This window comes from Marmoricola sp. URHB0036 (assembly GCF_000426045.1).
Classification (GTDB): domain Bacteria; phylum Actinomycetota; class Actinomycetes; order Propionibacteriales; family Nocardioidaceae; genus Marmoricola.
Genome location: NZ_AUEP01000003.1, coordinates 177,655 through 201,407 on the forward strand (window position 1 = coordinate 177,655; position 23,753 = coordinate 201,407).

Genomic DNA, 23,753 nt, shown 5'->3' on the forward strand with positions numbered 1-23,753 from the left:
GTGGACTAGCGTCGGCTGCTGCCCGGTTGTCGACGTCAAGAAGAGGCTCGCCAATGCCATCACCCCGGCCGTACACCACCGTCGTCGTGGACGACTCCCATGAGCTCCGATCGCTGTGGAGGCTGATGCTGGAGTACGACGATCGGTTCGCCGTCGTGGCGGAAGCGGCCGACGGTCGCTCCGGCGTGGCGGCCGCCGAGCTGCACCAGCCCGACCTGGTGCTGCTGGACATCGCCATGCCGGTCATGGACGGCCTCCAGGCGCTGCGACTGATCCGTTCCGAGGCGCCCCTGAGCACGGTGGTGATGCACTCCTCGTTCAGCGAGGACTCCATCCAGGCGTCGCTGGCCAGGCGGATGGGCGCGCACGGCTTCATCCGCAACGGTCAGACCCGCCAGGCCCTGCTCGCCAAGCTCGAGACCATCCTGAGGCGCACCGGTGGAGCGGTCTCTGCGACCGCGCAGTGCTAGCGCCCAGCTGAAGTCGCCTGACGGTCAGTGCACGACGACGGGCGGCACGCCCTCGTCGTCGAGCAGGTGGCTCTCCTCGCGCTTGCGTGGCAGGAAGTACGCCGGGATCAAGGTGAGCGCCACCAGCACCCAGGCGACCCAGTAGGTGTCGGTGAACGCGCTGGCGGCGTCCTCGAGCCCCTTGGTGATCGCGGCCGCGGGGATCTTGTCGGCCAGCGACGGGATGTGCAGGGTGGCCATCGCAGGACCGGCCAGCTTGGAGGCCTGCAGGTGGTTGGTGAGGATCACCGACATGACGGCGACGCCGCACGAGCTGGCGATCTGCTGGTTGATGTTCAGCAGCGTCGAGCCGCGGGCCACCTCGTGGGCCTTCAGGGTCTTCAGGGCCGAGGTGAACAGCGGCATCATGGTCGAGCCCATGCCGAGACCCATCACGAACAGGAAGCCCATGATCACCGGGTAGGGCGTGGTCGCGGTCAGCTGGGTCAGCCCGAACATGCCGATCAGGATGCCCACCAGGCCGAACGGCACGATCTGCCCGATGGGTCGCTTGTCCACCAGACGCCCCGCGATCGGCATCGTGATCATCGCGCCGATGCCCTGGGGTGCCACCAGCAGACCGGCATGCAGGGTCGACTCGCCACGGACTTCCTGGAAGTACGTCGGCACGAGCAGCAACCCACCGAAGAAGGCCGCGACGAACAGGAACATCGTGATGATCGAGATCGTGAGGTTGCGGTTCTTGAACAGGCGCAGGTCGAGCAACGGGTGCGCCGGTCGGAACGAGTGGAAGACGAACGCGACCATCAGCACGACGCCGATCAGCATCGGCACCCACACACGCGGGGCGCTGGCCGTGCCCTCGCCCGGGATGGACGAGACGCCGAACAGGAACAACGCCAGTCCGGGTGACATCAGCGCCATTCCCAGGAAGTCGAAGGACTCCGACGGCTCCGGGCTGTCGCGCGGCAGCACCCGCCACGCGTAGAGGAACGCGATCAGGCCGATCGGCGCGTTGATCAGGAAGATCCAGTGCCAGCTCGCGACCTGGATGAGGTAGCCGCCGATGATCGGGCCGAGGATCGGACCCAGCAGCATCGGGACCCCGAGGATCGCCATCAGCCGGCCGATCCGGTGCGGGCCGGCTGCGCGGGTCATGATCGTCATGCCGAGAGGCATCAGCATGCCGCCGCCGAGGCCCTGCAGGACCCGGAAGCCGATCAGGGCGCCGATGCTCCAGGCGGTGGCGCAGAGCACCGAGCCGGAGACGAACAAGAAGATGGCCGTCATGTAGAGGCGCTTGGTGCCGAAGCGGTCAGCAGCCCAGCCGGTCATCGGGATCACGGTGGCCAACGCGAGGGTGTACGCCGTGACCGACCAGGCCACCGTCGAGTACGCGATCGGGTCGCCGCGCGTGCCGAACACCGTCTGGAACGTGGGCAGGGCGACGTTGACGACGGTGATGTCCAGGATCGACATGATGGCGCCGATCACGACGACGCCCGCGATCTTCAGGACCGCCCGATCGATGTGGTCGGGGAGGTCGGGCACGTCGGGTACGTCGACCACGCTGTCGGTCATGGTTGCTCCTTCGACCACTGGTCCGGCAAGTCTAGGCGCGCCCCACGTCGCTCAGCTCCGTCAGCCGGGCCAGCCCGGGAGCCAGGTTGGTCTGGAGACGGTCGAGGGCGTCGTCGAGCTCGGGGGAGGTGCCGTGGTCCGGGGGGATGCGGGCCGGGTTCACCGCGATGCTGTCGGTCCACGCCTTGATGTCGGGCTCGGAGCCGAAGGAGGCCGCGTTGCGGAGGCCCAGCACGTTCATGGTCGCCCAGTCCCGCAGGCTGTTGCCGAACGACGAGGGCGCGCACAGCCTGTTCTTCTCGACATCGTCGTCGCGGGTCGCCTCGACGTACCCCGCCAGCGCCGCGCCGAAGCAGGGGAAGCCGGCCCGGATCGTCTGCAGCGTGATCACCTCCGGCTGCCAGATGGGGATGCGTCCGGGGTTCCTGAGCCCGTCGGCCGCACAGTTCACGATCAGGGCGTCGTCGGCTAGCGTGACCGAACCGTCCGCGAGCTCGAGACGGCCGCGCGAGGCAGAGCGGATGTGCCCACGGCGTACGACGTGCTCGATGCAGCGCAGGAGCTCGAGCTCCCACAGGCCGAGGGTGGGGGCCTTGGCCATGGTGGGTACGACGGACCGGTCGACGCGCAGCATGATCCCGGCCTCCTCGAGACCGAGGAACAGGTCGTCGAGGGAGGCCGCCCCGGCCGAGACGCGCATCATGTTGGCGACCATGCCGAGGTAGATCGCGGGGTCGGGCTGGATCAGCGCGCGGTTGAGCATCCAGGGGTCACGTGGCCTGACCCAGCAGATGTCGTCGGGGTCCACGCCGCGTTCGCGCAGCAACCAGATGCAGGCGTCGGTCGCGGTCTTGCCGGAGCCGACGATGACGTACTGGCTCGGGTCGTGCTCCACCCGCACGAGGTCGTTGACCGGGATCACCTGCGCGCCGTCGACTGCGAAGCGGGGCGGCGTCTCCGCCGGGATCTCGGGCGCCAGGTAGCGCGCGTCGACGACCCGGCAGCGCTCCGGCACCTCGAACCGCTCACCGGACTCGAGCGAGAGGAAGGCGCGGTCGCCGAGGTAGTCGTGTCCCGGGAAGAACTCGACGCGGCCAGACCCGACCATCCGGTCGGTCAACAGGTCGTCGTAGTAGGCACAGATCGTCGGCTGGTCGGCCCGCTCGTGGAGTCCCGCCTCCGGTCCGTCCGTCTGGATCTTCCCGCCGAGCACGGTCGACGCGACGCCGTAGAAGGTCGACGACTGGTGCAGCCGGACGAACGGATAGGCCTCGAGCCAGTGGCCGCCGGGACCCTGACGACGGTCGACGAGCGCGACCCGCACGTCGGCGTGGTCGATCAGGGCATCGGTGAACCCCATGCCCATCGCCCCGGCTCCGACCACCAGGTAGTCGACCTCGACCTCGCGCCCCACGGGGAAACCCAACCATGACCCGGAACCCGCTGGCACCCGGCCTCGCGGCGAGGCCGGCAGAGCGGAATCGGCAGACCCTGGCCCGTGCGGTCGAGTCGACTGCTCCCATCGGCTGCACGTGCCCAAGACGGGCGGGGCTGGCGGGCAGTTCTGGGGGATGGCGGGCAAAGCATTGCCTGCCAGCCCGGAGTTTCCCCGGACGTCCGGGGAAACCGAGCCCTCCTGCGCTCGTCCTACGCCTTGTGCCCCAGGCCAGAGTCGAACTGGCGACCTTTCGCTTAGGAGGCGGCTGCTCTATCCACTGAGCTACTGGGGCGGGGGTCGGAATTTACACGGGGGCGACCATCGCGACGACGGTGCTACCCGGTGGCTAGCCGCTGATGATGCTGCCACTGTGCCCGGGGCGCTCCGGCTCCCGGGAGGGGGACTGCGCGCGCTCGTCGGCGCGCTGGCGGCGGATCTGGGCCTTCACGCGGCGGCGGGCACCGAAGGTCGCCCACCAACCGGGACGCGCGTTCTCCTTGTCGTTCCTCGGTCCTCCGAGTCAGGTGGTGGCCGAATGGCTTCGACGCTTTCCCGAGGGTAGAGCAGCCGCTCGCTGCACGGAGGTGTCCGGCCGAGGAAGACCTCGGCCGGAAACGACGAAGGAAAGGAAGCCGCGGCTCCCTTTCCACTCCCAACGTATAGCGCACCAGGGGTCTTGCGGCAAGGCCCCGGTCGGGGCGCACACTCACCGGCCGTACACGTACACCGACGGACTCGGAGCAGATGTTGGACCACCTGACCACCAGCGCGTTCGACCTGGCCGCGCACCCCGCCAAGGCCGACCCGGAGCTGATCGCTGCCGACGAACAACACTTCGCGGCGATCAAGACCACCCTCGAGCAGTCGATCGCCGAGCTGAGCGACCGGGTCGATGCCGCACGCCGCGAGGCCGGTGGCACCGGCCAGGAGGCGATGGACCGCGACCTCGAGGTGCACCGACTGACCACGCGGCTACGGACCCTCCGGCGCTTCGGCCTCGACCTGTGCCTGGGCCGGATGGTCGGCGAGGACTCCGAGATGGTCCACATCGGGCGGCTCGGGCTGACCGACAGCGACGGTCGGCGGTTGCTGGTCGACTGGCGTACGCCGGCGGCAGAGCCGTTCTTCGGGGCGACGCACGGACACCCCATGGGCCTGGCCAGCCGCCGCCGTTACCGCTGGACCCGTGGCCGGATCACCGACTACTGGGACGAGGTGTTCACACCCGAGGGGCTGGAGGGCCACACGGCTCTCGACGACCAGTCCGCCTTCATCGCCAGCCTCGGTGACAGCCGGTCGGGGCGGATGCGGGACGTGCTCGGCACCATCCAGGCCGACCAGGACGCGATCATCCGGGCCGGATCCCGCGGCACCCTCGTGGTCGATGGCGGCCCGGGCACCGGCAAGACGGTGGTAGCGCTGCACCGCGCCGCCTACCTCCTGTACGCCGATCCGCGACTGGGTCACCGCAGGGGAGGGGTCCTGTTCGTCGGACCGCACCAGCCCTACCTGGCCTACGTCGCCGACGTCCTGCCCAGCCTGGGAGAAGAGGGTGTCCAGACCTGCACCCTGCGCCACCTGGTCCCCGAGGGTGACGGGGCCACCATCGAGCCTGACCCGGAGGTCGCGCGACTCAAGTCCTCGGCGGAGATGGTGTCTGCGATCGAGCCGGCCGTCCGCTTCTACGAGGAGCCACCGACCGAAGGGAGGCTGGTGGAGACCCCCTGGTCCGACATCTGGCTCAGCGCCGACGAGTGGAAGGAAGCCTTCGAGTCGCCGGACCCCGGGACGCCGCACAACGAGGCGCGCGACCAGGTCTGGGACGCGCTGCTCACGATCCTGACCGACAAGCACGACGACGAGGACGTCTCCCCCGAGATGGTCCGTCGGTCGCTCGGGCAGAACCGGGAGCTGGCCACGGCCTTCAGCCGCGCCTGGCCGATGATCGAGCCGACCGATCTCGTGGGGGACCTGTGGTCGGTGCCGGCGTACCTGCGCCTGTCCGCTCCCTGGCTCAGCCCCGAGGAGGTGCGCACGCTCCAGCGGGAAGACGCCCAGGCATGGACGCTGTCGGACCTGCCTCTCCTCGACGCCGCGCGGCAGCGGTTGGGGGACCCCGAGGCATCGCGGCGCAACCGTCGGCAGGCTGCGGCGATCGCGGCCGACCGTGAGGAGATGGCCCGGGTCGTCGACCACCTGATCGCGACCGACGACTCGGACATGCAGGTGATGTCGATGCTGCGCGGGCAGGACCTCAGTGACGCGCTGGTCGACGAGGACGCCGTACCGGGCCTCGACCCCGACCTGCTCGCCGGGCCGTTCGCGCACGTCGTGGTGGACGAGGCGCAGGAGCTGACCGACGCCGAGTGGCAGATGCTGCTGCTCCGCTGCCCGTCCCGCAGCTTCACCGTCGTCGGCGACCGCGCCCAGGCTCGGCACGGTTTCACCGAGTCGTGGCGGGAGCGACTGGAGCGCGTCGGGCTCGACCACGTCGAGCTGGCCTCGCTGAGCATCAACTACCGGACGCCGCAGGAGGTGATGGTCGAGGCCGAACCGGTCATCCGGGCCGTCCTCCCGGACGCCAACGTCCCGACCTCGGTCAGGAGCAGCGGCGTGCCCGTCGTGCACGGCCCCGTCTCGGACCTGGACTCGATCCTTGGCTCCTGGCTCGCCGGGCACGAGGACGGGATCGGCTGCGTCATCGGCGTCGACCGGGTCGAGAGTCCGGTGGTCGACGGCTCGCCCCGCCTGCGGTCGCTGACGCCGGAGCTGGCCAAGGGACTCGAGTTCGACCTGGTCGTGCTGGTCGATCCCGAGTCGTTCGGTCCTGGCATCGAGGGGGGTGTCGACCGCTACGTCGCGATGACGCGGGCGACCGAGCGACTGGTCATCCTGAGCAGCTCCTGAGCGCTGCGCACCCGACCTTCAGCATCCGGGCCTAGGGTCACCAGCTGCATGCCATGATTTGGGCGCCCCGCACTCACATGGTCACAATGGGGGGTCGCCAGGGAGATCGAGGGTCACGTTGTCCGAGGAAGAGCCGCGCCACAAAGATCGCGTTCCTCGGCGACGGCGCGTCACCACCAAGGTCCTGATCGCCCTCGCCGTCGTGCTGCTCATCGTCAGCACTGCCTTCGTGATCGCCTACAAGAAGCTCGAGGGGAACATCAACGCCATCCCCATCGGGGACGCCCTCGGCAAGGACCGGCCCAAGACCGTGGACGTCGGCGGACCGCAGAACCCGCTGAACATCCTGATCATGGGCTCGGACAACCGCGACGGCACCAAGATCGGCGGTGACACCCCCGGCCTCTCCGACACCACGATCCTGTTGCACCTCTCGGCCGACCGGAAGCGTGCCTACGGCGTGAGCATCCCGCGGGACACGATGGTGGACCGACCGGACTGCAAGTCCAAGGACGGCAAGAAGACGATCCCGGGCGGCCTCATCCAGTTCAACACGGCGTACGCCGTCGGCGGGCCGTTGTGCACGATCCACACCGTCGAGAAGATCACCGACGTGCGGATCGACCACTTCGTGGTGATCAACTTCGCCGGCTTCAAGGAGATGGTCAACGCCGTCAACGGCGTCCAGGTGTGCGTGCCCAAGGAGGTCAACGACAACGTCGGGCACATCCACCTGCCGGCCGGGACCTACAAGGTCAACGGGAACCAGGCCCTCGACTACGTCCGCGTGCGGCACGACATCGGCGCCGAGACCGGCGACATCGGCCGGATGAAACGGCAGCAGGCGTTCATCTCCGCGATGATCAAGAAGGTCGTCTCCAAGGGGACCCTGGCCAACCCGGTGCGGCTCTACAAGTTCCTCGACGCCGCGACCAAGTCGCTGACCACCGACACCGGATTCGCCCACCTCAAGGAGCTCGCGTCCCTCGGGTCGTCGCTGAAGAACATCGGGCTCGACAACATCCAGTTCATCACCGTGCCCAACGAGACCTACCAGCCCGACCCGAACCGGCTCCAGCTCGCGCCCGGTGCGGCCGACGTGTGGCGCAAGATCCGCTTCGACAAGCCGCTCGGCAGGCTCAGCGAAGGTGCTGTCTCCCCGGGCAGCACCAAGGCCGACGGCACGCCGAGCAGCTCTCCGTCGCCGAACGGCACACCGTCGTCGAACCCCTCGCAGTCGGCCCAGCAGGCCGAGGCCAAGCGCAAGCAGGAGGCGGAAGAGGCCGGTCTGTGCGCCTAGATGGCCAAGTCCGAGGTGCGTAGTGAGCGGGGCGTGGCGGGCTCCCCCTCGGGCTTGGTCATCAAGGGGCCCGTCCAGGTCGCGCTCGTGCAGTCCAGTGCCCCCTCTTGGGCGCGCCCCGGTTGCTGTTATCGGTTCGTTACCGGAGTATGTGCGTCGTGAGGACAGTCGTGACCGGGGGCACTGGCGTCATCGGCAGGGCCGCTGTCCGGGCCCTGGTGGGCGCCGACCATGACGTCGTGGTCGTGACGCGGTCGACCGAGAGCTCTGACGCAGTCACCCGGATGGGCGCCCGACCGGTGGCCGGCAACATCTTCGACGTCGACAGCCTCGAGTCGGCCTACCAGGGGGCCGAGGCGGTCATCAACCTCGCCGCGAGCGCGCCCGTCGGGCACAGCGCCCTGCTGCCCGGCGCGTGGCGGCGCCACGACCGGTTGCGGACGACGGGCGTCACCAACGTCGTCGAGGCGGCGCGCCGGGCCGGCGTACGTCGCGTGGTGCAGGAGAGCGTCAGCTTCATGTACGCCGACCAGGGCGACGACTGGATCACCGAGCACAGCCCGCTGGAGATCTCCTCGATGACCGAGCCCGCGGCGGTGGGGGAGTCGCACGTCCAGGACTACGCCTGCGACTCCCGGGTCGGGGTGGTGCTCCGGTTCGGCACGATCGTCGGCGACGACGGTCAGACACGCCACTGGCTGCGCGCCGCGCGCCACGGTCGCGGCATCGGGATCGGCCATCCCTCCGACTGGGCCCACGTCATCCACACCGACGACCTCGGCGGCGCCGTACTCGCCTCGCTGCACGCCCCGAGCGGGGTCTACAACGTCGGGGCCGAACCGGTGCAACGCCTCGACCTCGTGCAGGGGTACGCCGACGCGGCCGGTGTCGGGTCGGGCGCCTTCATGGGCTCGCTGGGACGCTGGCTGATCGGGCCGCGACTCGAGCCGCTCTGCCGCTCGTTGCGCGTGTGCAGCGACCACTTCGCCGCGCAGACCGGCTGGCGCGCCGTACGCCCCAAGTTCGACGCCGGATGGCTCGACGCGGCCCGCGAGGGTCTCGCGGCGCCGGTCCCTTCGTGACCCGATGAGCGAGCAGTCACCGACGCCGGAGGAGCGCGAGAAGCGCCGTCGCCGGCTGGCCGAGGTCTTCGGTGACGTGCTCCCCGAGCAGACCAGCGACGACGCCGAGGTGCCCGAGAGCAGGCCCGACGGCAACGACGAGTGGTTGAAGCGCCAGGTGCCGCCGCACCACGGCGGCTAGCCCCTCAGACGCCGCCACTCCGGGTCGCCAGCAGGTCGCGGATCTCCTCGAGCAGCGCCACGTCGGCCGGCGTGCCGCTGTCCTCGGCCGGGAAGAACCTCTCCTTGGCGACCGTGTAGGGCTTCACGATCAGGAAGTAGACGACTGCCGCCATGATCACGAACGAGACGATGGCGGTGAGCCACGCGCCGAACAGGAGCCCTCCCGGTCTCCAGGCGCTGAAGTCCGGCTGGTCGCCGATCTTGCCCACGATGCCCATGATGAGGTCGACGGTCGCGTTCACCACGGTGACGAACGCCGCGGCCATGATGAACGCGACGGCCAGCTCGACGAGGTTGCCGCGCAGGATGAAGTTCTTGAAGCCAGTCATGGTGACACTTCCTCTCCGAGACCCGACCGGTTCGGGTGCCGTTGCCGGTGACGCTAGCGACTCCAGACGGGGATGAGAATCGACGTGGCCGCGGTCGCAGCCACCTCGCTCGCCTCTCCTGCAGGGATCGCGGCCACCACCAACCGACCGGGCGTGCCGCTGCCCAGCGACTCGTGCACCTCGGGGATGGCGATCACGGGAACGTCGTCGACCAGCCGTGAGGGAGCGCCCCGGCCGTCGGGATCGGTGACGACCAGGCTGATCCGGTCACCGACGCGCAGCAGGTCGACGACGGCAGGGTCGGTGATGCGCAGGGGCACCGCCGTGCTGCCGGGATAGCCGCGGAGCAACCCCCGAGCCAGCGTGCTCACCCTGGTCAGCGGCTCGCCGCGGGTCATCGGCGCGGCGAGGGTCCGGCCGAGCACTGCTGCCGGTCGGCGGACGGCGCCGTCGGGCACCGTCTCCGGCGCGAACCGGGACGCGGCGAGATCGTGCGGGCCGAGGACGCTGCCGCCGGTGAGGTCACGGGAGGCAGTCCAGACGGTGACGGTCTCGGGAGGCGGAGGGGCGGCAGCCTGGAGGCCGACGAGCACGGCGGCCCCGGCACAGAGGGCCGCGAGCACGCGGCGGTGGAGCAGCACCCGTCGCCGGAGTCGACGGACCAGGCGCAGGGCGCGACCGAGCGGACCGGGTCGAGGCAGCACGTTCATGGCGACCGAAGGTAGGCCGATCCGGCCGGACGCGCGTCGTCAATCCACAGCCCCGTTCGGGGCGGCCCCGGGTGAAGGTCAGGCGGGGGTGGGCGTGGGGCTGGACGCGCTCGAGGACCCCGAGGACCCGGAGGAGGAGTCGGAGGTCGAGGAGGTGCCCGACGACTCGCTCTTCGCGCCGTCCTTGGACGGGCTCTTCTCGCTGCTCGCGTGGCCGTTCTTGTGGCCCGACTCGCTGCGGCTGTCGGTGCGGTAGAAGCCGGAGCCCTTGAAGACCACGCCGACCGCGTTGAACACCTTGCGCAGGCGGCCCTCGCACTCGGGGCACACGGTGAGGGAGTCGTCCGAGAAGCTCTGCACGGCCTCGAAGAAGTGGCCGCAGTCGGTGCAGGAGTACTGATAGGTGGGCACTGGTCCTCCGGGAGTCACACGGGCGAGGGATTGGCACTCGTCGTCTTCGACTGCCAATGCTACGGCACAATGCCTGACGTGACGGACAGACGACCGATGGCCGAATGGCCGCGATGGGTCCGCGGCTCGGCGTTCGGGGCGGCTCTGCTCGTGCTGGTCCTGCTGCTGGCCCTGGTCGGTGGTGTGATCGCCGTACGCCGCCCGCTGCCGCAGGTGGACGGCACCATCCGGGTCCCGGGCCTCAACGACACGGTGGAGGTGCTCCGGGACAGCCACGGCATTCCGCAGGTGTACGCCGACAACAGCAGCGACCTGTTCTACGCGCAGGGGTTCGTCCAGGCCCAGGACCGGTTCTTCGAGATGGACTTCCGCCGGCACGTCACCGCCGGCCGGATCAGCGAGCTGCTCGGCAAGCAGACCGTCGAGACCGACATGTACATCCGCACGATGGGCTGGCGGCGGGTCGCCGACCGCGAGTACGACCTGCTCAGTCCGGCGACCCGGTCCTACCTCGACGCCTACAGCGACGGCGTGAACGCCTACCTCGCCGGCAAGTCCGCCACCCAGCTGTCAACGGAGTACACCGTGCTCGGCCTCGGTGGCCTGGACTACAAGCCGGAGAAGTGGACGCCGGTCGACTCGCTCGCCTGGCTCAAGGCAATGGCGTGGGACCTGCGCGGCAACATGGACGAGGAGGTCGAGCGCACCCGGCTCTCCCTCGGCCGGACTCCGGAGCAGGTCGACGAGCTCTACCCTCGCTACCCCTACGACCGGCACGCGCCGATCGTGCCGACCCCCGACGGCGAGCGGAGGGGGGCGGCCCCGCGTCCGGCGTTCGGCCAGGCGGCACTGACCGCTCTCGAGGCCGTACGACGCGGCGTCGACGCGATCCCTGACCTGATGGGCCACGGCGACGGCATCGGCTCGAACAGCTGGGTCGTCTCCGGTGACCACACCGTCTCGGGCAAGCCACTGCTCGCCAACGACCCGCACCTCGAGGCGAGCATGCCCGGCATCTGGTACCAGATGGGCCTGCACTGCACGACCGTCAGCGCCGACTGCCCCTTCGACGTCAGCGGGTTCACCTTCTCGGGACTGCCGGGGGTGGTGATCGGCCACAACCGCGACATCGCCTGGGGGATGACCAACCTCGACCCCGACGTCAGCGACCTCTACCTGGAGAAGGTCAGCGGCAAGACCTATCTCTACGACGGCAAGCAGGTGCCGCTGTCCGAGCGCGACGAGGTGATCCGGATCGCTGGGGGCGGCTCGAAGCTGATCACGGTGCGTTCGACCCGGCACGGACCGTTGCTCTCCGACGTCTCGGCCGAGCTCTCCAGCGTCGGCGCCAACGCCAAGGTGCCGGCGGGCTCACCCGATCGGGGGAACGGGTACGCCGTCGCGCTCGCGTGGACGGCCCTCACGCCCCGACCGACCGCGGATGCGTTGTTCGGGTTCGACGCCGCGACGAACTGGAGCGAGTTCCGCGAGGCCGCACGCTCGTTCGCCGTACCCAGCCAGAACCTCGTGTACGCCGACACCGCCGGCAACATCGGCTACCAGGCGCCGGGGGTGGTGCCGATCCGGAAGGGCAACCGCGACGGCGACTACCCGGCGGCCGGCTGGTTGCCGCAGAACGACTGGTCGGGCCGCTACGTGCCGTTCGACTCACTGCCCAACGTGCTCAACCCGGCCGAGGGGTTCATCGTCACCGCCAACCAGGCCGTCACCGGTCCGGACTACCGGTGGCACCTGACCGACTCCTTCGACCAGGGCTACCGGAGCCAGCGGATCCGCGACCTCCTCGCCGCCGACATCGAGGACGGCAAGCGGCTCGACGTCGCGGACATGGCCCAGCTGCAGCTCGACACCCGCAACCCGATCGCGCCCGTGCTGGTGCCGTACCTGATGCGACAGCTGATGACCTCCGAGTACTACTCCGAGGGACAGCGGCTGCTGGTCGACTGGGACTACACCCAGCCCGCCGACTCCGCTGCCGCGGCGTACTTCAACGCGGTCTGGAGCAACCTGCTCCGCCTCACCTTCCACGACCAGCTGCCCGAGTCGCTGTGGCCGGACGGGGGACATCGGTGGATCGCGGTGGTCGGCAACCTGCTGCGGCAGCCGAACAGCCAGTGGTGGGACGACGCCACCACCGAGAGCGTCGTCGAGGACCGCGACCTGATCCTCTCCGAGGCGATGCGTGACGCCCGCGACGAGCTCACGCGCAGGATCTCGGTCAGCCCGACGAAGTGGACCTGGGGCCACCTGCACGGGCTGCATCTGGACAACCAGTCCCTGGGGCAGAGCGACATCGGCCTGGTGCGTGCCCTGTTCAACCGGGGGCCGTACGACGTCGGCGGCGGCAGCTCGATCGTGGACGCCACCAGCTGGAACGCCGCGATCGGCTACGACGTCGACTCCGCCCCCTCGATGCGGATGGTGGTCGACCTCGACGACCTCGAACGGTCGCGCTGGATCAACCTGACCGGCGAGTCGGGCCACATCTTCTCGGGGCACTACCGCGACCAGACCCCGCTGTGGGTCGACGGCAAGACCCTGCCCTGGCCCTTCGCCCGCGACGAGGTCACGAAGGCGACGGACGACCGACTGGTGCTGGAACCGTCCGAGGACGGCTGACTCAGGCCGGCCCCTCCAGGAAGGCGTAGAGCGTCTTGACCTTGCCGTACGCGATGACGGCGAAGTCCATGCCGCTGACGGGACCGAAGTGCCAGTAGGTCCGTAGCGCATCACCGACGGCGGCTGGCTCGCCCACCATCTCGAACCGCTGGCCCGGAAAACGCTGCTGGAGTGAGTCGCTGAAGGACTCGAGATCGGCGTGACCAGTGAAGACGCCGTCGGGGTCGAAGAACACGATGTCGTCGTGGTAGTGGCTGACGATTGCTGCTCGGCGGGCTGCCGGGTCGGTCTCGGTCCAGGTGGCGAGCAGCTCGCTCATGAACTGCTTGGCCTGGTTCGCGCTCTGGGCTGGCATCGCGTCGTGCCTCCTTCGTCGTGGTGCTCAGGTGTGATCGAAGCGGACGAACGCCCGCAGGGTCCCTCCGACGTAGTCGCCGATCTCGGCATAGCCGAGCGACTCGTAGAAGGCACGTTGGGCAGGCTCGTCGTCGGTCAGCAGCACCTTCTGCCGCACCGACCGGTAGCGATCGAGAACGGCGCCGACCAGTGCCCGGCCGACGCCGGTCCGCTGCTCCATCGGCAGCACCAGCACGTCTTGGAGGTAGCAGATCGTCGCGTCGTCCGAGACGGCCCGCGCCAGGCCGACCAGACCACCGTCACGTCGTGCGGTGACGACGTAGGACGATCCCGCGACCGCGGCTTCGAGCACCTGCGGGGAGCGGGTGTAGGACGACCAGCCGACGGCGTCGTACAGACCCAGCAGCGCGTCGGCGTCCACGTGCGTCACGGGTTCCACGACCAGATCGCCAGCCATGGGGGAAACCTAGCCGTGTCTCGGAAGCTCGGACCACGATGTCGCGCTCAGAAGCGGGTGATCCCCTGCTCCGTGACGACGGCGGTGACCCGGCGATCGTGGTCCTCGGCGGGCACCGAGTCGAGGACCTCCTCGGAGTTGAGCACCAGGCAGACGAAGGTGCCGGGGGAGACCCGCTGGAGCACGCGGTCGTAGCAGCCGCCGCCACGACCCAGGCGCATGCCGTCGCGGCCCACGGCCACGCCCGGGACCAGCACCGCATCTGCAAGGGAGATCGCGTCCAGGCCGAGCGGTGGTCCGTCTGGCTCGAGGAGGCCCATCCGGGCGGTGTGCAGGGCTGCCGGTCCGTCGTACACCGCCCAGTCGAGGTCGAGGTCGGGCTGCACCAGGGGGAGGATCACCCGCTTGCCGGCGTGGGTGAGGGCGTCGAGCAGGGGGCCGGTGCCGGGTTCGCTGGCGACGGAGACGTACGTCGCCACGGTGGCCGCCCGGCGTACCTCGGGTGCCGCAATGAGGTGCTCCGCGATGGCGCGTGCCCGCTCGCCGAGGACGCCCAGCGGTAGCCGCTTGCGGGCCGTCAGGAGCTGGTCGCGCACCGCCAGTTTGGTGACCCCCATGAACTCCTGCACCACACCAGCCTACGATCGAAGCATGAACTCGAAGGGACTGCGGCTCGCGAGGGAGAAGATGCAGGCCGCCGGCGTCGATCCCGTGGCGATCGACGTCTTCGCGCATTACTACCGGCAGATCGAGCACGGTGAGACGGGGATCATCCCCGAGAGCTCCATCAAGCCGCTGGACATGGAGTCGCTGGCCGACGTCGAGGTCGGCGAGGACGTCGCCACCGACGCCATCGGTGCGACTGCTGTCATCAAGCTCAACGGCGGGCTCGGCACGTCCATGGGGATGGCGCGGGCGAAGTCGCTGCTGTGCGTCCGCCGGGGGCTCTCCTTCCTCGACGTCATCGCCCGCCAGGTCCTGCACCTGCGTCGGGAGTACGGCGCCACGCTGCCGCTGATCTTCATGAACAGCTTCCGGACCTCGGCCGACACCCGGGCCGCCCTGGCCCGTTACGACGACCTGGCCGTCGACGGACTGCCGATCGAGTTCCTGCAGAACAAGGAGCCCAAGCTCAAGGTCGGCGACCTGACGCCGATCGGCTGGCCGCGCGACCCGTCGATGGAGTGGTGTCCGCCCGGCCACGGTGACCTCTACACCGCGATGAAGGGCACCGGCCTCTTCGACAAGCTGATCGACGCCGGCTACCGCTACGCCTTCGTCTCCAACTCCGACAACCTCGGTGCCGTCCCGGACGCCCGGGTCGCCGGCTGGTTCGCGGAGTCGGGTGCGCCGTTCGCGATCGAGGCGGTCCGGCGTACTCCCTCGGACCGCAAGGGCGGTCACTTCGCCATCCGCAAGGCCGACGGCCGCATCGTGCTCCGCGAGACCGCGCAGACCGCCGACAAGGACAAGGAAGCGCTGGCCGACCTCGAGCGCCACAAGTTCTGCTCCACCAACAACCTGTGGTTCGACCTCCGGCGGATGCGCGACGAGCTCGACCGTCGCGACAACATCCTCGGGCTGCCGCTGATCCGCAACGAGAAGAACGTCGACCCGAGCGACCCCAAGAGCCCGAAGGTGATCCAGATCGAGACGGCGATGGGTGCCGCGATCGAGGTGTTCCCGGACTCGCGCACCATCGAGGTCGGCCGCGACCGCTTCGTGCCGGTCAAGACGACCAACGACCTGCTGGTGCTGCGCTCCGACGCCTACGACCTCGGCACCGACTTCGTGCTCGACCAGGTCGCGGAGAGCCTGCCGTTCATCGACCTCGACGAGGTTTACAAGGTCGTCGAGGAGTTCGACAAGCGCTTCCCGGCTGGGGTCCCCTCGCTGAAGGAGGCCGACTCGCTGGTCGTCAAGGGAGACTGGACCTTCGGCGAGCGGGTCAAGGTCAAGGGCGACGCGAAGCTGAAGGGCGACCACGGCCGCGTCGAGGCCGGCACGGTCCTCGGCGAGGGCAGCAGCAGCGAATAGGGTCGGCACATGCCTCCCGACTCGGACCAGCGGCCCCTTCCCGTGGAGGACTACCTCGAGCGGGTGCTGTCCCGCATCGAACCGATGCAGCCCTTCGAGCATCCCCTGATGGACGCCATCGGGTTGCCCGTGGCCGAGGACGTGCTCGCCCCGGTGTCGCTGCCCGTCTTCGACAACTCCGGGATGGACGGGTACGCCGTCGCCTTCAAGGACGTCGCCGACGCCACTCCCGAACGCCCGTTGCACCTGCCGGTCGTCGGGGAGATCGCCGCGGGCCAGACCCAGATCTTCACGCTGACCCCGGGCACGGCCGTGCGGATCATGACCGGTGCACCCGTTCCCGAGGGATGTACGGCGGTCGTGCCGTTCGAGTGGACCGAGGAGTCCGGTCGCGAGGTGCTCGTCCGCCGGGCCCCCGAGGAGGGTCAGCACATCCGCTACGCCGGCGAGGAGGTCAAGCAGGGCGATCTCCTGATGCGGAAGGGCGAGGTGATCGGGACCCGTCAGGTCGGGGTGCTCGCGGCCGTCGGTCTGCATCGCGTGCCGACCGCGCCTCGCCCGCGGGTGGTGGTGATGTCGACGGGCAGCGAGCTGGTCGAGCCGGGGCGGCCGCTGGGGCGCGACAACATCTACGACTCCAACAGCTACCTGCTGGCCGCGGCGGTGCGCGCGCACGGCGCGATCGCCTACCGCGTCAAGGCCAGCTCCGACGATCCCGCCACCTTCAGCGAGGCGCTCAGCGACCAGCTGGGCAGCGCCGACCTCGTCGTGACCAGCGGCGGCGTCAGCAAGGGCACCCACGACGTGGTCAAGGAGGTGCTCAGCGAGCTGGGCACGGTCGAGTTCCTCGAGGTGGCGATGCAACCCGGCAAGCCGCAGGGCTTCGGTGTCGTCGGCGAGGACGGCACCCCGATCTTCACGCTGCCGGGCAACCCGGTCTCGGCGTACGTCTCCTTCGAGATGTTCGTCGTGCCCGCCCTCCACAAGCTCACCGGTCGCGCGACCGTGGGGCGGCGTCTGGTCACCGGCACCGTCACCACCTCCGTCCGCTCGATGCGCGGCAAGCAGCAGCTGGTGCGCGCCGAGGTCGCGCTCGGCGCCGGGGGAGTACAGGTCACGCCGGTCGGCGGCGCCGGCTCGCACCTGATCGCGGGCCTGGCGCGGGCCGATGCGCTGATCGTGCTGGCCGAGGGCGTCACCCACGTCGACCAGGGCGACGAGGTGCCGGTGCTCCTCCTGGACCGGGCCTAGGTGCCGCGATGAGCGACGGCTTCACCCACCTCGACGACTCCGGCGCGGCCCGCATGGTCGACGTGTCCGGCAAGGACGTGACCGCACGCAGCGCCACCGCGAGCGGCAAGGTCCTCGTCTCGGCCGAGGTCGTGGCGTTGTTGCGCGGCGACGGTGTGCCCAAGGGCGATGCACTCGGCGTGGCCCGGGTGGCGGGGATCATGGCCGCCAAGCGCACCCCCGACCTCGTTCCGCTGTGCCACCCGCTCGCGATCTCCGGCGTCACCGTCGACCTCTCGGTGGAGGACGACGGCGTCTCGATCGTGGCGACCGTCAGGACGACCGACCGCACCGGCGTCGAGATGGAGGCCCTGACTGCCGTCTCGGTGGCGGCGCTGACGGTGATCGACATGGTCAAGGCAGTCGACAAGGCAGCCGTCATCACCGACGTCCGGGTCGAGGAGAAGACCGGCGGCAAGAGCGGGACGTACCGACGATGAGCACGTACGCCGCGGCCGTGGTGGTGGCGTCCAACCGCGCCGCGGCCGGGGTGTACGACGACACGACCGGGCCGTTGATCGTCGAGGCACTCCGGGCCGACGGCTGGGACGTGGGCGACCCGGTCGTCGTACCCGATGGAGATGCGGTGGGCGCGGCGATCTCGGCCGCCGTCTCCGACGGTGCACGAGCGGTGCTCACCACCGGTGGCACCGGCCTGACCCCGACCGACCTCACTCCCGAGGTCACACGCGCCCTGCTCGACCGCGAGGTGCCCGGCATCGCCGACGCCATCCGCGCCCACGGTGTCGGCAAGGGTGTTGCCACGGCCGCCCTGTCGCGCGGCGTCGCCGGCACGGTCGGGTCGGCACTGGTGGTGAACCTGCCCGGTTCACGCGGTGGCGTGAAGGACGGTCTCGCGGTCGTCGTACCCCTGCTGCGGCACGCCGTCGAGCAGATCGAGGGGAGCGACCACTGAGCCCCGGCTGGCCGGTCGTCCTCGAGTCGCGAGGCGTGGTGCTCCGGCCGATCTCGCAACGCGACCAGGACGTGTGGCGTCGCGTGCGCCAGGCCAACCTCGTCTGGCTCGGTCGCTGGGACGCCACCGCGCCGTCGCGCTCCCAGGCACAGCCGCGCAGCTTCGCCTCGATGGTGCGCTCGATGCGCCGCGAAGCGCGCGCGGGACGACAGCTTCCGTTCGTCCTGCAGTACGACGGCCGCTTCGTCGGCCAGCTGACCGTCAGCAACATCGTGCGCGGCTCGGCGCAGTACGCCTCGATCGGCTACTGGATCGACGAGACCTACGCCGGCCGCGGCATCACCACCCGCGCCGTGGCCATGGCGATCGACCACTGCTTCGGACCGGTCGGGCTGCACCGCATCGAGGTGGCCATCCGTCCCGAGAACACCTCCTCGCTGCGCGTGGTCGAGAAGCTGGGCATCAAGGAGATCGGCTACGCGCCGCGCTACCTGCACATCGACGGTGACTGGCGCGACCACAAGCTCTTCGCGATCACCCGCGAGGAGGTGCCGATGGGACTGGTCCGCCGGCTGGATGCGGCCCAATCACACCAGTCACACGAGTGATCTCACGACACACCGGGACGGCTCCGGTCACACGCTGCAAACCGCTCGTATCGTCAGCGCCGTGGACCTGTCAGCAGTCATCTTCGTCGTGCTCGCCCTTGCCTGGGCCGTCTACCTGATCCCGAAGGCCCTCAAGCACCACGACGAGATGGCCAGTGACCGTCTCGTGCACGGTCACTCCGACAAGGTGCGCATCCTGTCGCGCAAGGCCAGGGCCGCTGCCGCGGAGGTGGCCGAGGCCGTCACGCCGGTGGCCGCCAAGCCCGCCTACGACGTGGCCTCCGACCCGGGCTACCCGTCCCGCAAGTCGGCGACTCTCGAGGCCGACCCTGTCGTCGCTCCCACGACCTCGCGGGCCACGGCGCGCAAGGCCGCGCAGCGCCGTCGTCGGGTCCTCGGCATGCTCGTGCTCGCCCTCGCCGCCGTGTGGGCGCTGACCTGGCTGGCCTACCTCCCGATCTGGGCGCCCGGCGTTCCCGGTGCCCTCGTCGTCGCGTGGCTGGTGATCGCGCGGCTGTCGGTCCGCAAGCAGCAGCGCCGCCGTCGGGTCGCACCCGTCGCCGAGATCGACGACGACTACGACGTGCCCGCTCCGGCTCCCGTCATGGCCGAGAGGGTCGAGGCACCCGCGTTCACCTCGAACGCCGACGAGTTCCTCGACCAGCTCGCCGACGAGGACACCGCCGGCCTCGCCCGTGACGAGATCGAGGCCGCCCTGGCCAGCGAGGGTTCGCTCTGGGACCCGCTGCCGATGACGCTACCCACCTACGTCAACAAGGCCCGCGCCCGTCGTACCGTCCGGACCATCGAGCTCACCGGCATCAGCTCCTCGGGTCACGACGAGACCGACAGCACCTTGGCCCGCGAGGCCCAGGAGCTGGCTCGGGAGTCAGCGCGCGCCGACGAGGAGTCCGCGGCCCGTCGCAAGGCCGCCGGCGCCTGATCGCGAGTCGCCCCGATTCGGGTTCGCCCCCCGGCCGGTGGTAACTTCTTCCTCGCGCTCGCGGGCGCATGGGGCTGTGGCGCAGTTGGTAGCGCGTCTCGTTCGCAATGAGAAGGTCAGGGGTTCGAATCCCCTCAGCTCCACCCATTCGTCTCTCTGGTTGCTTGGCGGTGCCAGTAGGGGCGTGCGCCTCTGCCGGTTTGGCCGGGCGCCCGGCCAAACCTCCAGTGGAGGGGTGAAATTGCCACCCTCCACTCACTGTTCAGCCGGGCGCCCGGCCAAACCGGCGACCGTCAGAAGATCCCGGGCTCCGGCGACTCTGCGTTCGGCCACTTGTCCACGAAGTTGCCCACGACCTGGCCGCTGACACCGCCGCAGTACTGCCAGTTGCCGCGCTGCAACGACTCGTTGCTGGGGTCCTTGGCGTCGGCGGTCCAGCGGGTCAGGGCGACGTGCTTGCCGTCCGGGAAGGCCTTGCCGTCATCGGAGGTCCAGGGAGCGGCGATGAAGCGCTCCTCGTCCATCTTCTTGGCGATGGCCTCGATGGCGTCCTTCTGCTTCTGGTCCTTCGAGATGGTCTCGTCGTACCAGAGGATCGTGTAGCCGTGCTCGAGGTTGTGCACCAGCGTGGCCACCTCGGGGCGGTCCTGCGCGGTGTAGAACTTGCGCTCGAAGGCGGCCGGGCTCGGCCGGTGGGGCCCGAAGGACGGAGGGGAGTCGGGGTAGGTGATCGGCGTCGGGTCCGGGATGTGCTGCTGGTTGTGGTCGGTCTTCTTGCTCAGGATGTCGTCGCAGGACGCTGCGCTCTCGCTGACGCCGAGCTTGTCCAGCGCGGTGCCGGCGAGCGCGTGCTCGCGTCGCTGGTTCTTCACGTAGGGAATGACGGCGGCGGCCAGGAGCCCGACCACCACGACGACGATCCCGACGAGGAAGAGGAGGTTGCGCCGCTTCTCGCGCCGCTCCTGCTCGCGGCGAAGCTTGTCAGCGATCGCGCGACGCTCGGACTCGCGTTCCTTCTTCCCTGCCATCCCTGGCCTCTCTGGCGACGTGTGCCGGCACATGGTGGTGGCTGCGGCGTGCTCGGGACAGGTTAACGGCCCGCGAAAAGGGCGGTGAGGAGGCTCTCCCACGGCAGTGCCGGTCGTTCGCCTAGCGTGAGCCCGAACCTCCACGCAGAAGGGCAGCCGCATGACCGACCCCACGACTCCCGCCGCCATCGGGCGGGAACGACAGAGCGCGATCTACCGGCAGGGCGTGCTCGGTCGGCGGCCCGCCGTACCCACCGACTTCGCCGAGCTCGAGCGCCGGGCCCGTCGCGCCACCTCGCAGAAGGGATGGGCGTACGTCGCAGGGGGTGCCGGCGAGGGACGGACGATGCGCAACAACCGTGCCGCCTTCGACCGCTGGGTGATCGTGCCGCGGATGGCGCACGGCATCACCACCCGTGACCTGTCCGTCGACCTCCTCGGCACCAGGCTGGACACCCCGATCCTGTTCGCTCCCGTCGGTGCCGGCCAGCTGATCGACCCCGACTGCGACCTGCACGTGGCCCGGGCCGCCGCCAAGGCGGGCGTTCCCTACGTGTTCACCAACCAGGGCGGTACGCCGATGGAGGAGTGTGCCGCCGCCATGGGGGAGGGACGCCGCTGGGTGCAGCTCTACTGGAGCACCGACGAGGCCCTGGTCGACAGCCTGATCCGGCGCGCCGAGGCCATCGATGCCGGGGCGCTGGTCGTCACCCTCGACACCACCACGCTCGGGTGGCGTCCGCAGGACCTCAATCTGGGTTCGCTGCCGTTCGCCCAGGGCCTCGGGATCGGTCAGTACACCTCCGACCCACGCTTTCGGGAGCTGGTCCGCGAGCGCATCGCCGCCGCCAAGACCTCCGGGGTCAAGCAGGAGGTGGAGGTGACCCTCGGCGCCATCCGCTCGCTGCTCTCGATCACTCGCAACCATCCCGGGAAGTTCTGGGCCAACCTGCGTTCGCCCGAGCCGCGAGGGTCGGTCGAGGCGTTCCTCGACATCTACTCCAACCCCGGACTGAGCTGGGACCACCTGGCCACCCTGCGCGAGCGCACCCGGCTCCCCGTCGTGCTCAAGGGGATCCTGCACCCCGACGACGCCCGCCGCGCTTTCGACCAGGGGGTCGACGCCATCGTGGTGTCCAACCACGGCGGTCGGCAGGTGGACAGCTCGATCGCCTCGCTCGACGCCCTCCAGGACATCCGTGCCGCCGTCGGCGACGAGCCGACCGTGCTGATGGACAGCGGCATCCGCACCGGTGCCGACGTGTTCACCGCGGTCGCCCTCGGGGCCGACGCGGTGCTGCTCGGGCGGCCCTACATGTACGGCCTCGCGGTCGCCGGGCAGCGTGGTGTCGAGGAGGTCGTGGCCAACATCGTCGCCGAGCTCGACCTGACGATGTCGCTCACCGGAGCGCGCTCGCTCGCCGACATCACCGCCGACATGCTGCAGCCCAGCCGTGACTTCGCCAGCAGTGGTCACTAAAGTCCAGTCACTAACTACGATTGCGAATTCTCAAGGCGTCATCCTCGGCGAGAGGGCATACGATGTGGGGCATGAGCCCGAGGCTCGATCTGGTCACCATCCTCGGTTGCACGCCGGAGGAAGCAGCCCGTCTGCTCCGCGGTCGACCGGTGACGCCCGGCGAGGTCGAGGCTGCCGCCCGGATCCACTACGACTGGCGTCGACACCTCAACGATCCCGAGTCCTACTGGCTGACCATCTCCCAGGCGAGCCGCATCCTGGGGATGCGGCCGAAGGCCGTCCGCAAGCTGCTCGACAGCCACCGCCTGCCGCACATCGTGCACGCGTCGGGGGTGCGGTTGATGCGCCGCCACGAGATCGAGGCCATCGCCCGCCAGTCGGCCCACCAGGTCATCCCGACGATGGCAGCACGGGCCTGACTCCTGACGGGTCCGCGCGTAGGGTCCCTGCATGACCAGCGCCGTCCACGTCGCCCGGAGCCGCACCTTTCCTGCCGGCGTCAAGCGGGCCTTCGAGGAGCTGCTGCCCTACGAGCTCCCACGCCTCTTCGACCGTCGCTACCTCGCGATCCCGCCGATCAAGGGAGTCCGCGGCCAGGGTGGTGAGTGGGGTACGCCGGGGCAGACGCGCACCGTGCTCCTGGCCGGTGGAGGTTCCATGCGCGAGACGTTGCGTGAGGTCCGCGCACCGCACCTGTTCGCCTACCACCTCGACCAGGTCACCGGACCGATGAAGCCACTGGTCAGCTCGGTCGACGGCGCCTGGGAGTTCGAGCGGGCCGGTACCGGCGTACGCATCACCTGGCGCTGGACGCTGCACCCGCGCGGCCACCTGGGGGCGTCGGCGATGCCGGTCTTCGCGCGGATGTGGCAGGGCTACGCGCGCCAGGCGCTCGAGAACATCGAGCACCTCGTCGTCCGCTGACGAGGCGCGCCGGGCCTGAGGGCCACCCCTGATGGCTCTGTCCGCGAAACCGACGGAAGCGGCCAACCGGACTACACCAGACATTCACGAAGGTTGCGGATTCTCCGGGTGAGCCCGACCTTATGGACATGCTTTCTTCTGCCTCGGTGTCCGACGCCTATGCGGCGCACCGCCCGGCTGCGCGGATCCGCGCCGTCCGGGCGCTGCTGGCGCTGGCGCCGCGCGCCGGGTCGCACGCGTGGACGGCGCTCGAGGTCGCGCAGTGGGTGCGGCTCACCGAGGCCGTCTCCGAGGAGGAGATCGAGGCCGCCCTGGCGCTCGCCGCCGGCCTGGGAGCGGGTGACTCCCACGAGGTGGCCGTCGCCGCCCACATCGTGCTGGTACGCCTCGCGCCGACGGAGAACGACGAGGCCGCGACCCGGCTGCGCCAGAACATCGAGAGCGTCTGTGCCCATCTGCGGGCCAACCTCTCCCGCGACCTCGGCGGACGGCTGCCACGGATGGCCACCGTCCTGCCCGAGCTGTCCAGCGCCGTGATCTGGGCCTACTTCTTCGCCTGCCTCTCGATCCTGCTGTTCGCCATCGCCGTCACGCGCTGACCCGGACCCGTGGGGACGGCGGCC

25 protein-coding genes and 2 tRNA genes are annotated in these 23,753 nt (G+C 69.8%); 17 read left to right on the forward strand and 10 right to left on the reverse strand.

Annotated features, from left to right (window positions below; translation table 11 throughout):
- Nucleotides 1-53 precede the first annotated feature (53 nt).
- Nucleotides 54-470 (forward strand): response regulator transcription factor, encoded by a 417-nt coding sequence (locus tag H976_RS23865; RefSeq protein ID WP_051275890.1) that lies wholly within the window; start codon nt 54-56, stop codon nt 468-470.
- 24 nt (nt 471-494) lie between these two features.
- Here the strand turns inward: H976_RS23865 and H976_RS0100885 are convergent, their stop codons facing one another.
- The 3 genes from H976_RS0100885 to H976_RS0100895 all read right to left on the reverse strand — a co-directional run bounded on the left by H976_RS0100885 (nt 495) and on the right by H976_RS0100895 (nt 3,781).
- A complete protein-coding gene (locus H976_RS0100885) occupies nt 495-2,051 on the reverse strand; it encodes a DHA2 family efflux MFS transporter permease subunit (protein WP_051275892.1) in 1,557 nt (518 codons plus the stop codon).
- A 31-nt stretch (nt 2,052-2,082) separates the two neighbouring features.
- A complete protein-coding gene (locus H976_RS0100890; RefSeq protein WP_027859987.1) occupies nt 2,083-3,465 on the reverse strand; it encodes a pyridine nucleotide-disulfide oxidoreductase in 1,383 nt (460 codons plus the stop codon).
- A gap of 243 nt (nt 3,466-3,708) precedes the next feature.
- A tRNA-Arg gene (locus H976_RS0100895) sits at nt 3,709-3,781 on the reverse strand.
- A gap of 452 nt (nt 3,782-4,233) precedes the next feature.
- On the opposite strand from H976_RS0100895, the gene helR reads away from it, so the two are divergent.
- The 4 genes from helR to H976_RS30255 all read left to right on the forward strand — a co-directional run bounded on the left by helR (nt 4,234) and on the right by H976_RS30255 (nt 8,959).
- Nucleotides 4,234-6,396 (forward strand): RNA polymerase recycling motor ATPase HelR, encoded by a 2,163-nt coding sequence (helR, locus tag H976_RS0100900; protein WP_231388754.1) that lies wholly within the window; start codon nt 4,234-4,236, stop codon nt 6,394-6,396.
- A 118-nt stretch (nt 6,397-6,514) separates the two neighbouring features.
- A complete protein-coding gene (locus H976_RS23870; RefSeq protein ID WP_051275894.1) occupies nt 6,515-7,696 on the forward strand; it encodes an LCP family protein in 1,182 nt (393 codons plus the stop codon).
- Nucleotides 7,697-7,854: 158 nt separating this feature from the next.
- Nucleotides 7,855-8,778 (forward strand): NAD(P)-dependent oxidoreductase, encoded by a 924-nt coding sequence (locus H976_RS23875; RefSeq protein ID WP_196803909.1) that lies wholly within the window; start codon nt 7,855-7,857, stop codon nt 8,776-8,778.
- A gap of 4 nt (nt 8,779-8,782) precedes the next feature.
- Nucleotides 8,783-8,959 carry a hypothetical protein gene (locus H976_RS30255; protein WP_196803910.1) on the forward strand — a complete coding sequence of 59 codons (177 nt, stop codon included), beginning with the start codon at nt 8,783-8,785 and terminating at the stop codon, nt 8,957-8,959.
- A gap of 4 nt (nt 8,960-8,963) precedes the next feature.
- On the opposite strand, the gene H976_RS0100920 is transcribed toward H976_RS30255, so the two are convergent.
- The 3 genes from H976_RS0100920 to H976_RS0100930 form a co-directional block, all read right to left on the reverse strand.
- The gene (locus H976_RS0100920) at nt 8,964-9,329 is read right to left on the reverse strand and encodes an MscL family protein (RefSeq protein ID WP_027859989.1); all 366 of its coding nucleotides are present in this window, start codon (nt 9,327-9,329) and stop codon (nt 8,964-8,966) included.
- Between the two features lie 53 nt (nt 9,330-9,382).
- Nucleotides 9,383-10,039 carry an SAF domain-containing protein gene (locus tag H976_RS0100925; RefSeq protein WP_051275897.1) on the reverse strand — a complete coding sequence of 219 codons (657 nt, stop codon included), beginning with the start codon at nt 10,037-10,039 and terminating at the stop codon, nt 9,383-9,385.
- A 78-nt stretch (nt 10,040-10,117) separates the two neighbouring features.
- On the reverse strand, nt 10,118-10,450 hold the full coding sequence (locus H976_RS0100930) for an FmdB family zinc ribbon protein (RefSeq protein WP_027859991.1): 333 nt from the start codon (nt 10,448-10,450) through the stop codon (nt 10,118-10,120).
- 78 nt (nt 10,451-10,528) lie between these two features.
- Here H976_RS0100930 and H976_RS0100935 point away from each other — a divergent pair, with 78 nt between their 5' ends.
- The gene (locus H976_RS0100935; protein WP_231388755.1) at nt 10,529-13,090 is read left to right on the forward strand and encodes a penicillin acylase family protein; all 2,562 of its coding nucleotides are present in this window, start codon (nt 10,529-10,531) and stop codon (nt 13,088-13,090) included.
- A 1-nt stretch (nt 13,091) separates the two neighbouring features.
- Here the strand turns inward: H976_RS0100935 and H976_RS0100940 are convergent, their stop codons facing one another.
- The 3 genes from H976_RS0100940 to H976_RS0100950 are packed head-to-tail and all read right to left on the reverse strand — an operon-like array spanning nt 13,092 to nt 14,533.
- Nucleotides 13,092-13,445, reverse strand: coding sequence for a nuclear transport factor 2 family protein (locus H976_RS0100940; RefSeq protein ID WP_027859993.1), 354 nt, complete (start codon nt 13,443-13,445; stop codon nt 13,092-13,094).
- Between the two features lie 27 nt (nt 13,446-13,472).
- A complete protein-coding gene (locus H976_RS0100945; protein WP_051275902.1) occupies nt 13,473-13,904 on the reverse strand; it encodes a GNAT family N-acetyltransferase in 432 nt (143 codons plus the stop codon).
- 47 nt (nt 13,905-13,951) lie between these two features.
- A complete protein-coding gene (locus H976_RS0100950; protein WP_231388756.1) occupies nt 13,952-14,533 on the reverse strand; it encodes a 5-formyltetrahydrofolate cyclo-ligase in 582 nt (193 codons plus the stop codon).
- Between the two features lie 22 nt (nt 14,534-14,555).
- Here H976_RS0100950 and H976_RS0100955 point away from each other — a divergent pair, with 22 nt between their 5' ends.
- From H976_RS0100955 to H976_RS0100985, 7 genes are all read left to right on the forward strand, one after another.
- Complete coding sequence (locus tag H976_RS0100955) at nt 14,556-15,941, forward strand: UTP--glucose-1-phosphate uridylyltransferase (RefSeq protein WP_027859996.1); 1,386 nt, start codon at nt 14,556-14,558, stop codon at nt 15,939-15,941.
- Nucleotides 15,942-15,950: 9 nt separating this feature from the next.
- Nucleotides 15,951-17,192, forward strand: coding sequence for a gephyrin-like molybdotransferase Glp (gene glp, locus H976_RS0100960; RefSeq protein WP_027859997.1), 1,242 nt, complete (start codon nt 15,951-15,953; stop codon nt 17,190-17,192).
- A gap of 8 nt (nt 17,193-17,200) precedes the next feature.
- Nucleotides 17,201-17,671, forward strand: coding sequence for a cyclic pyranopterin monophosphate synthase MoaC (moaC, locus tag H976_RS0100965; protein WP_027859998.1), 471 nt, complete (start codon nt 17,201-17,203; stop codon nt 17,669-17,671).
- Nucleotides 17,668-18,147 (forward strand): molybdenum cofactor biosynthesis protein B, encoded by a 480-nt coding sequence (locus tag H976_RS0100970; protein ID WP_027859999.1) that lies wholly within the window; start codon nt 17,668-17,670, stop codon nt 18,145-18,147. The genes moaC and H976_RS0100970 overlap by 4 nt, the downstream gene beginning before the upstream one ends.
- A 35-nt stretch (nt 18,148-18,182) precedes the next feature.
- Nucleotides 18,183-18,755 carry a GNAT family N-acetyltransferase gene (locus tag H976_RS0100975; protein WP_027860000.1) on the forward strand — a complete coding sequence of 191 codons (573 nt, stop codon included), beginning with the start codon at nt 18,183-18,185 and terminating at the stop codon, nt 18,753-18,755.
- A gap of 61 nt (nt 18,756-18,816) precedes the next feature.
- Nucleotides 18,817-19,698 (forward strand): hypothetical protein, encoded by an 882-nt coding sequence (locus tag H976_RS0100980; RefSeq protein ID WP_027860001.1) that lies wholly within the window; start codon nt 18,817-18,819, stop codon nt 19,696-19,698.
- Between the two features lie 70 nt (nt 19,699-19,768).
- Nucleotides 19,769-19,841, forward strand: a tRNA-Ala gene (locus H976_RS0100985).
- A 150-nt stretch (nt 19,842-19,991) separates the two neighbouring features.
- Here H976_RS0100985 and H976_RS0100990 read toward each other — a convergent pair.
- Nucleotides 19,992-20,726, reverse strand: coding sequence for a DUF3105 domain-containing protein (locus H976_RS0100990; RefSeq protein ID WP_027860002.1), 735 nt, complete (start codon nt 20,724-20,726; stop codon nt 19,992-19,994).
- 160 nt (nt 20,727-20,886) lie between these two features.
- Between H976_RS0100990 and H976_RS0100995 the strand changes: the two genes are divergently transcribed.
- The 4 genes from H976_RS0100995 (at nt 20,887) to H976_RS0101010 (ending at nt 23,729) form a co-directional block, all read left to right on the forward strand.
- Nucleotides 20,887-22,206, forward strand: a complete 1,320-nt coding sequence (locus H976_RS0100995; RefSeq protein WP_027860003.1) for an alpha-hydroxy-acid oxidizing protein — start codon at nt 20,887-20,889, stop codon at nt 22,204-22,206.
- Nucleotides 22,207-22,277: 71 nt separating this feature from the next.
- Nucleotides 22,278-22,625, forward strand: a complete 348-nt coding sequence (locus H976_RS0101000; protein WP_027860004.1) for a helix-turn-helix domain-containing protein — start codon at nt 22,278-22,280, stop codon at nt 22,623-22,625.
- Between the two features lie 31 nt (nt 22,626-22,656).
- Nucleotides 22,657-23,130, forward strand: a complete 474-nt coding sequence (locus H976_RS0101005) for an SRPBCC family protein (protein ID WP_027860005.1) — start codon at nt 22,657-22,659, stop codon at nt 23,128-23,130.
- Between the two features lie 128 nt (nt 23,131-23,258).
- Nucleotides 23,259-23,729, forward strand: coding sequence for a hypothetical protein (locus H976_RS0101010; RefSeq protein ID WP_155917859.1), 471 nt, complete (start codon nt 23,259-23,261; stop codon nt 23,727-23,729).
- Nucleotides 23,730-23,753: the final 24 nt, after the last annotated feature.

Coding starts and splice junctions, on each gene's coding strand:
- H976_RS23865 (WP_051275890.1), top strand. CDS start 54: ATGCCATCACCCCGGCCGTACACCACCGTCGTCGTGGACGACTCCCAT.
- H976_RS0100885 (WP_051275892.1), bottom strand. CDS start 2,051: ATGACCGACAGCGTGGTCGACGTACCCGACGTGCCCGACCTCCCCGAC.
- helR (WP_231388754.1), top strand. CDS start 4,234: ATGTTGGACCACCTGACCACCAGCGCGTTCGACCTGGCCGCGCACCCC.
- H976_RS30255 (WP_196803910.1), top strand. CDS start 8,783: ATGAGCGAGCAGTCACCGACGCCGGAGGAGCGCGAGAAGCGCCGTCGC.
- H976_RS0100920 (WP_027859989.1), bottom strand. CDS start 9,329: ATGACTGGCTTCAAGAACTTCATCCTGCGCGGCAACCTCGTCGAGCTG.
- H976_RS0100925 (WP_051275897.1), bottom strand. CDS start 10,039: ATGAACGTGCTGCCTCGACCCGGTCCGCTCGGTCGCGCCCTGCGCCTG.
- H976_RS0100940 (WP_027859993.1), bottom strand. CDS start 13,445: ATGCCAGCCCAGAGCGCGAACCAGGCCAAGCAGTTCATGAGCGAGCTG.
- H976_RS0100945 (WP_051275902.1), bottom strand. CDS start 13,904: ATGGCTGGCGATCTGGTCGTGGAACCCGTGACGCACGTGGACGCCGAC.
- H976_RS0100955 (WP_027859996.1), top strand. CDS start 14,556: ATGAACTCGAAGGGACTGCGGCTCGCGAGGGAGAAGATGCAGGCCGCC.
- glp (WP_027859997.1), top strand. CDS start 15,951: ATGCCTCCCGACTCGGACCAGCGGCCCCTTCCCGTGGAGGACTACCTC.
- moaC (WP_027859998.1), top strand. CDS start 17,201: ATGAGCGACGGCTTCACCCACCTCGACGACTCCGGCGCGGCCCGCATG.
- H976_RS0100970 (WP_027859999.1), top strand. CDS start 17,668: ATGAGCACGTACGCCGCGGCCGTGGTGGTGGCGTCCAACCGCGCCGCG.
- H976_RS0100990 (WP_027860002.1), bottom strand. CDS start 20,726: ATGGCAGGGAAGAAGGAACGCGAGTCCGAGCGTCGCGCGATCGCTGAC.
- H976_RS0100995 (WP_027860003.1), top strand. CDS start 20,887: ATGACCGACCCCACGACTCCCGCCGCCATCGGGCGGGAACGACAGAGC.
- H976_RS0101000 (WP_027860004.1), top strand. CDS start 22,278: ATGAGCCCGAGGCTCGATCTGGTCACCATCCTCGGTTGCACGCCGGAG.
- H976_RS0101005 (WP_027860005.1), top strand. CDS start 22,657: ATGACCAGCGCCGTCCACGTCGCCCGGAGCCGCACCTTTCCTGCCGGC.
- H976_RS0101010 (WP_155917859.1), top strand. CDS start 23,259: ATGCTTTCTTCTGCCTCGGTGTCCGACGCCTATGCGGCGCACCGCCCG.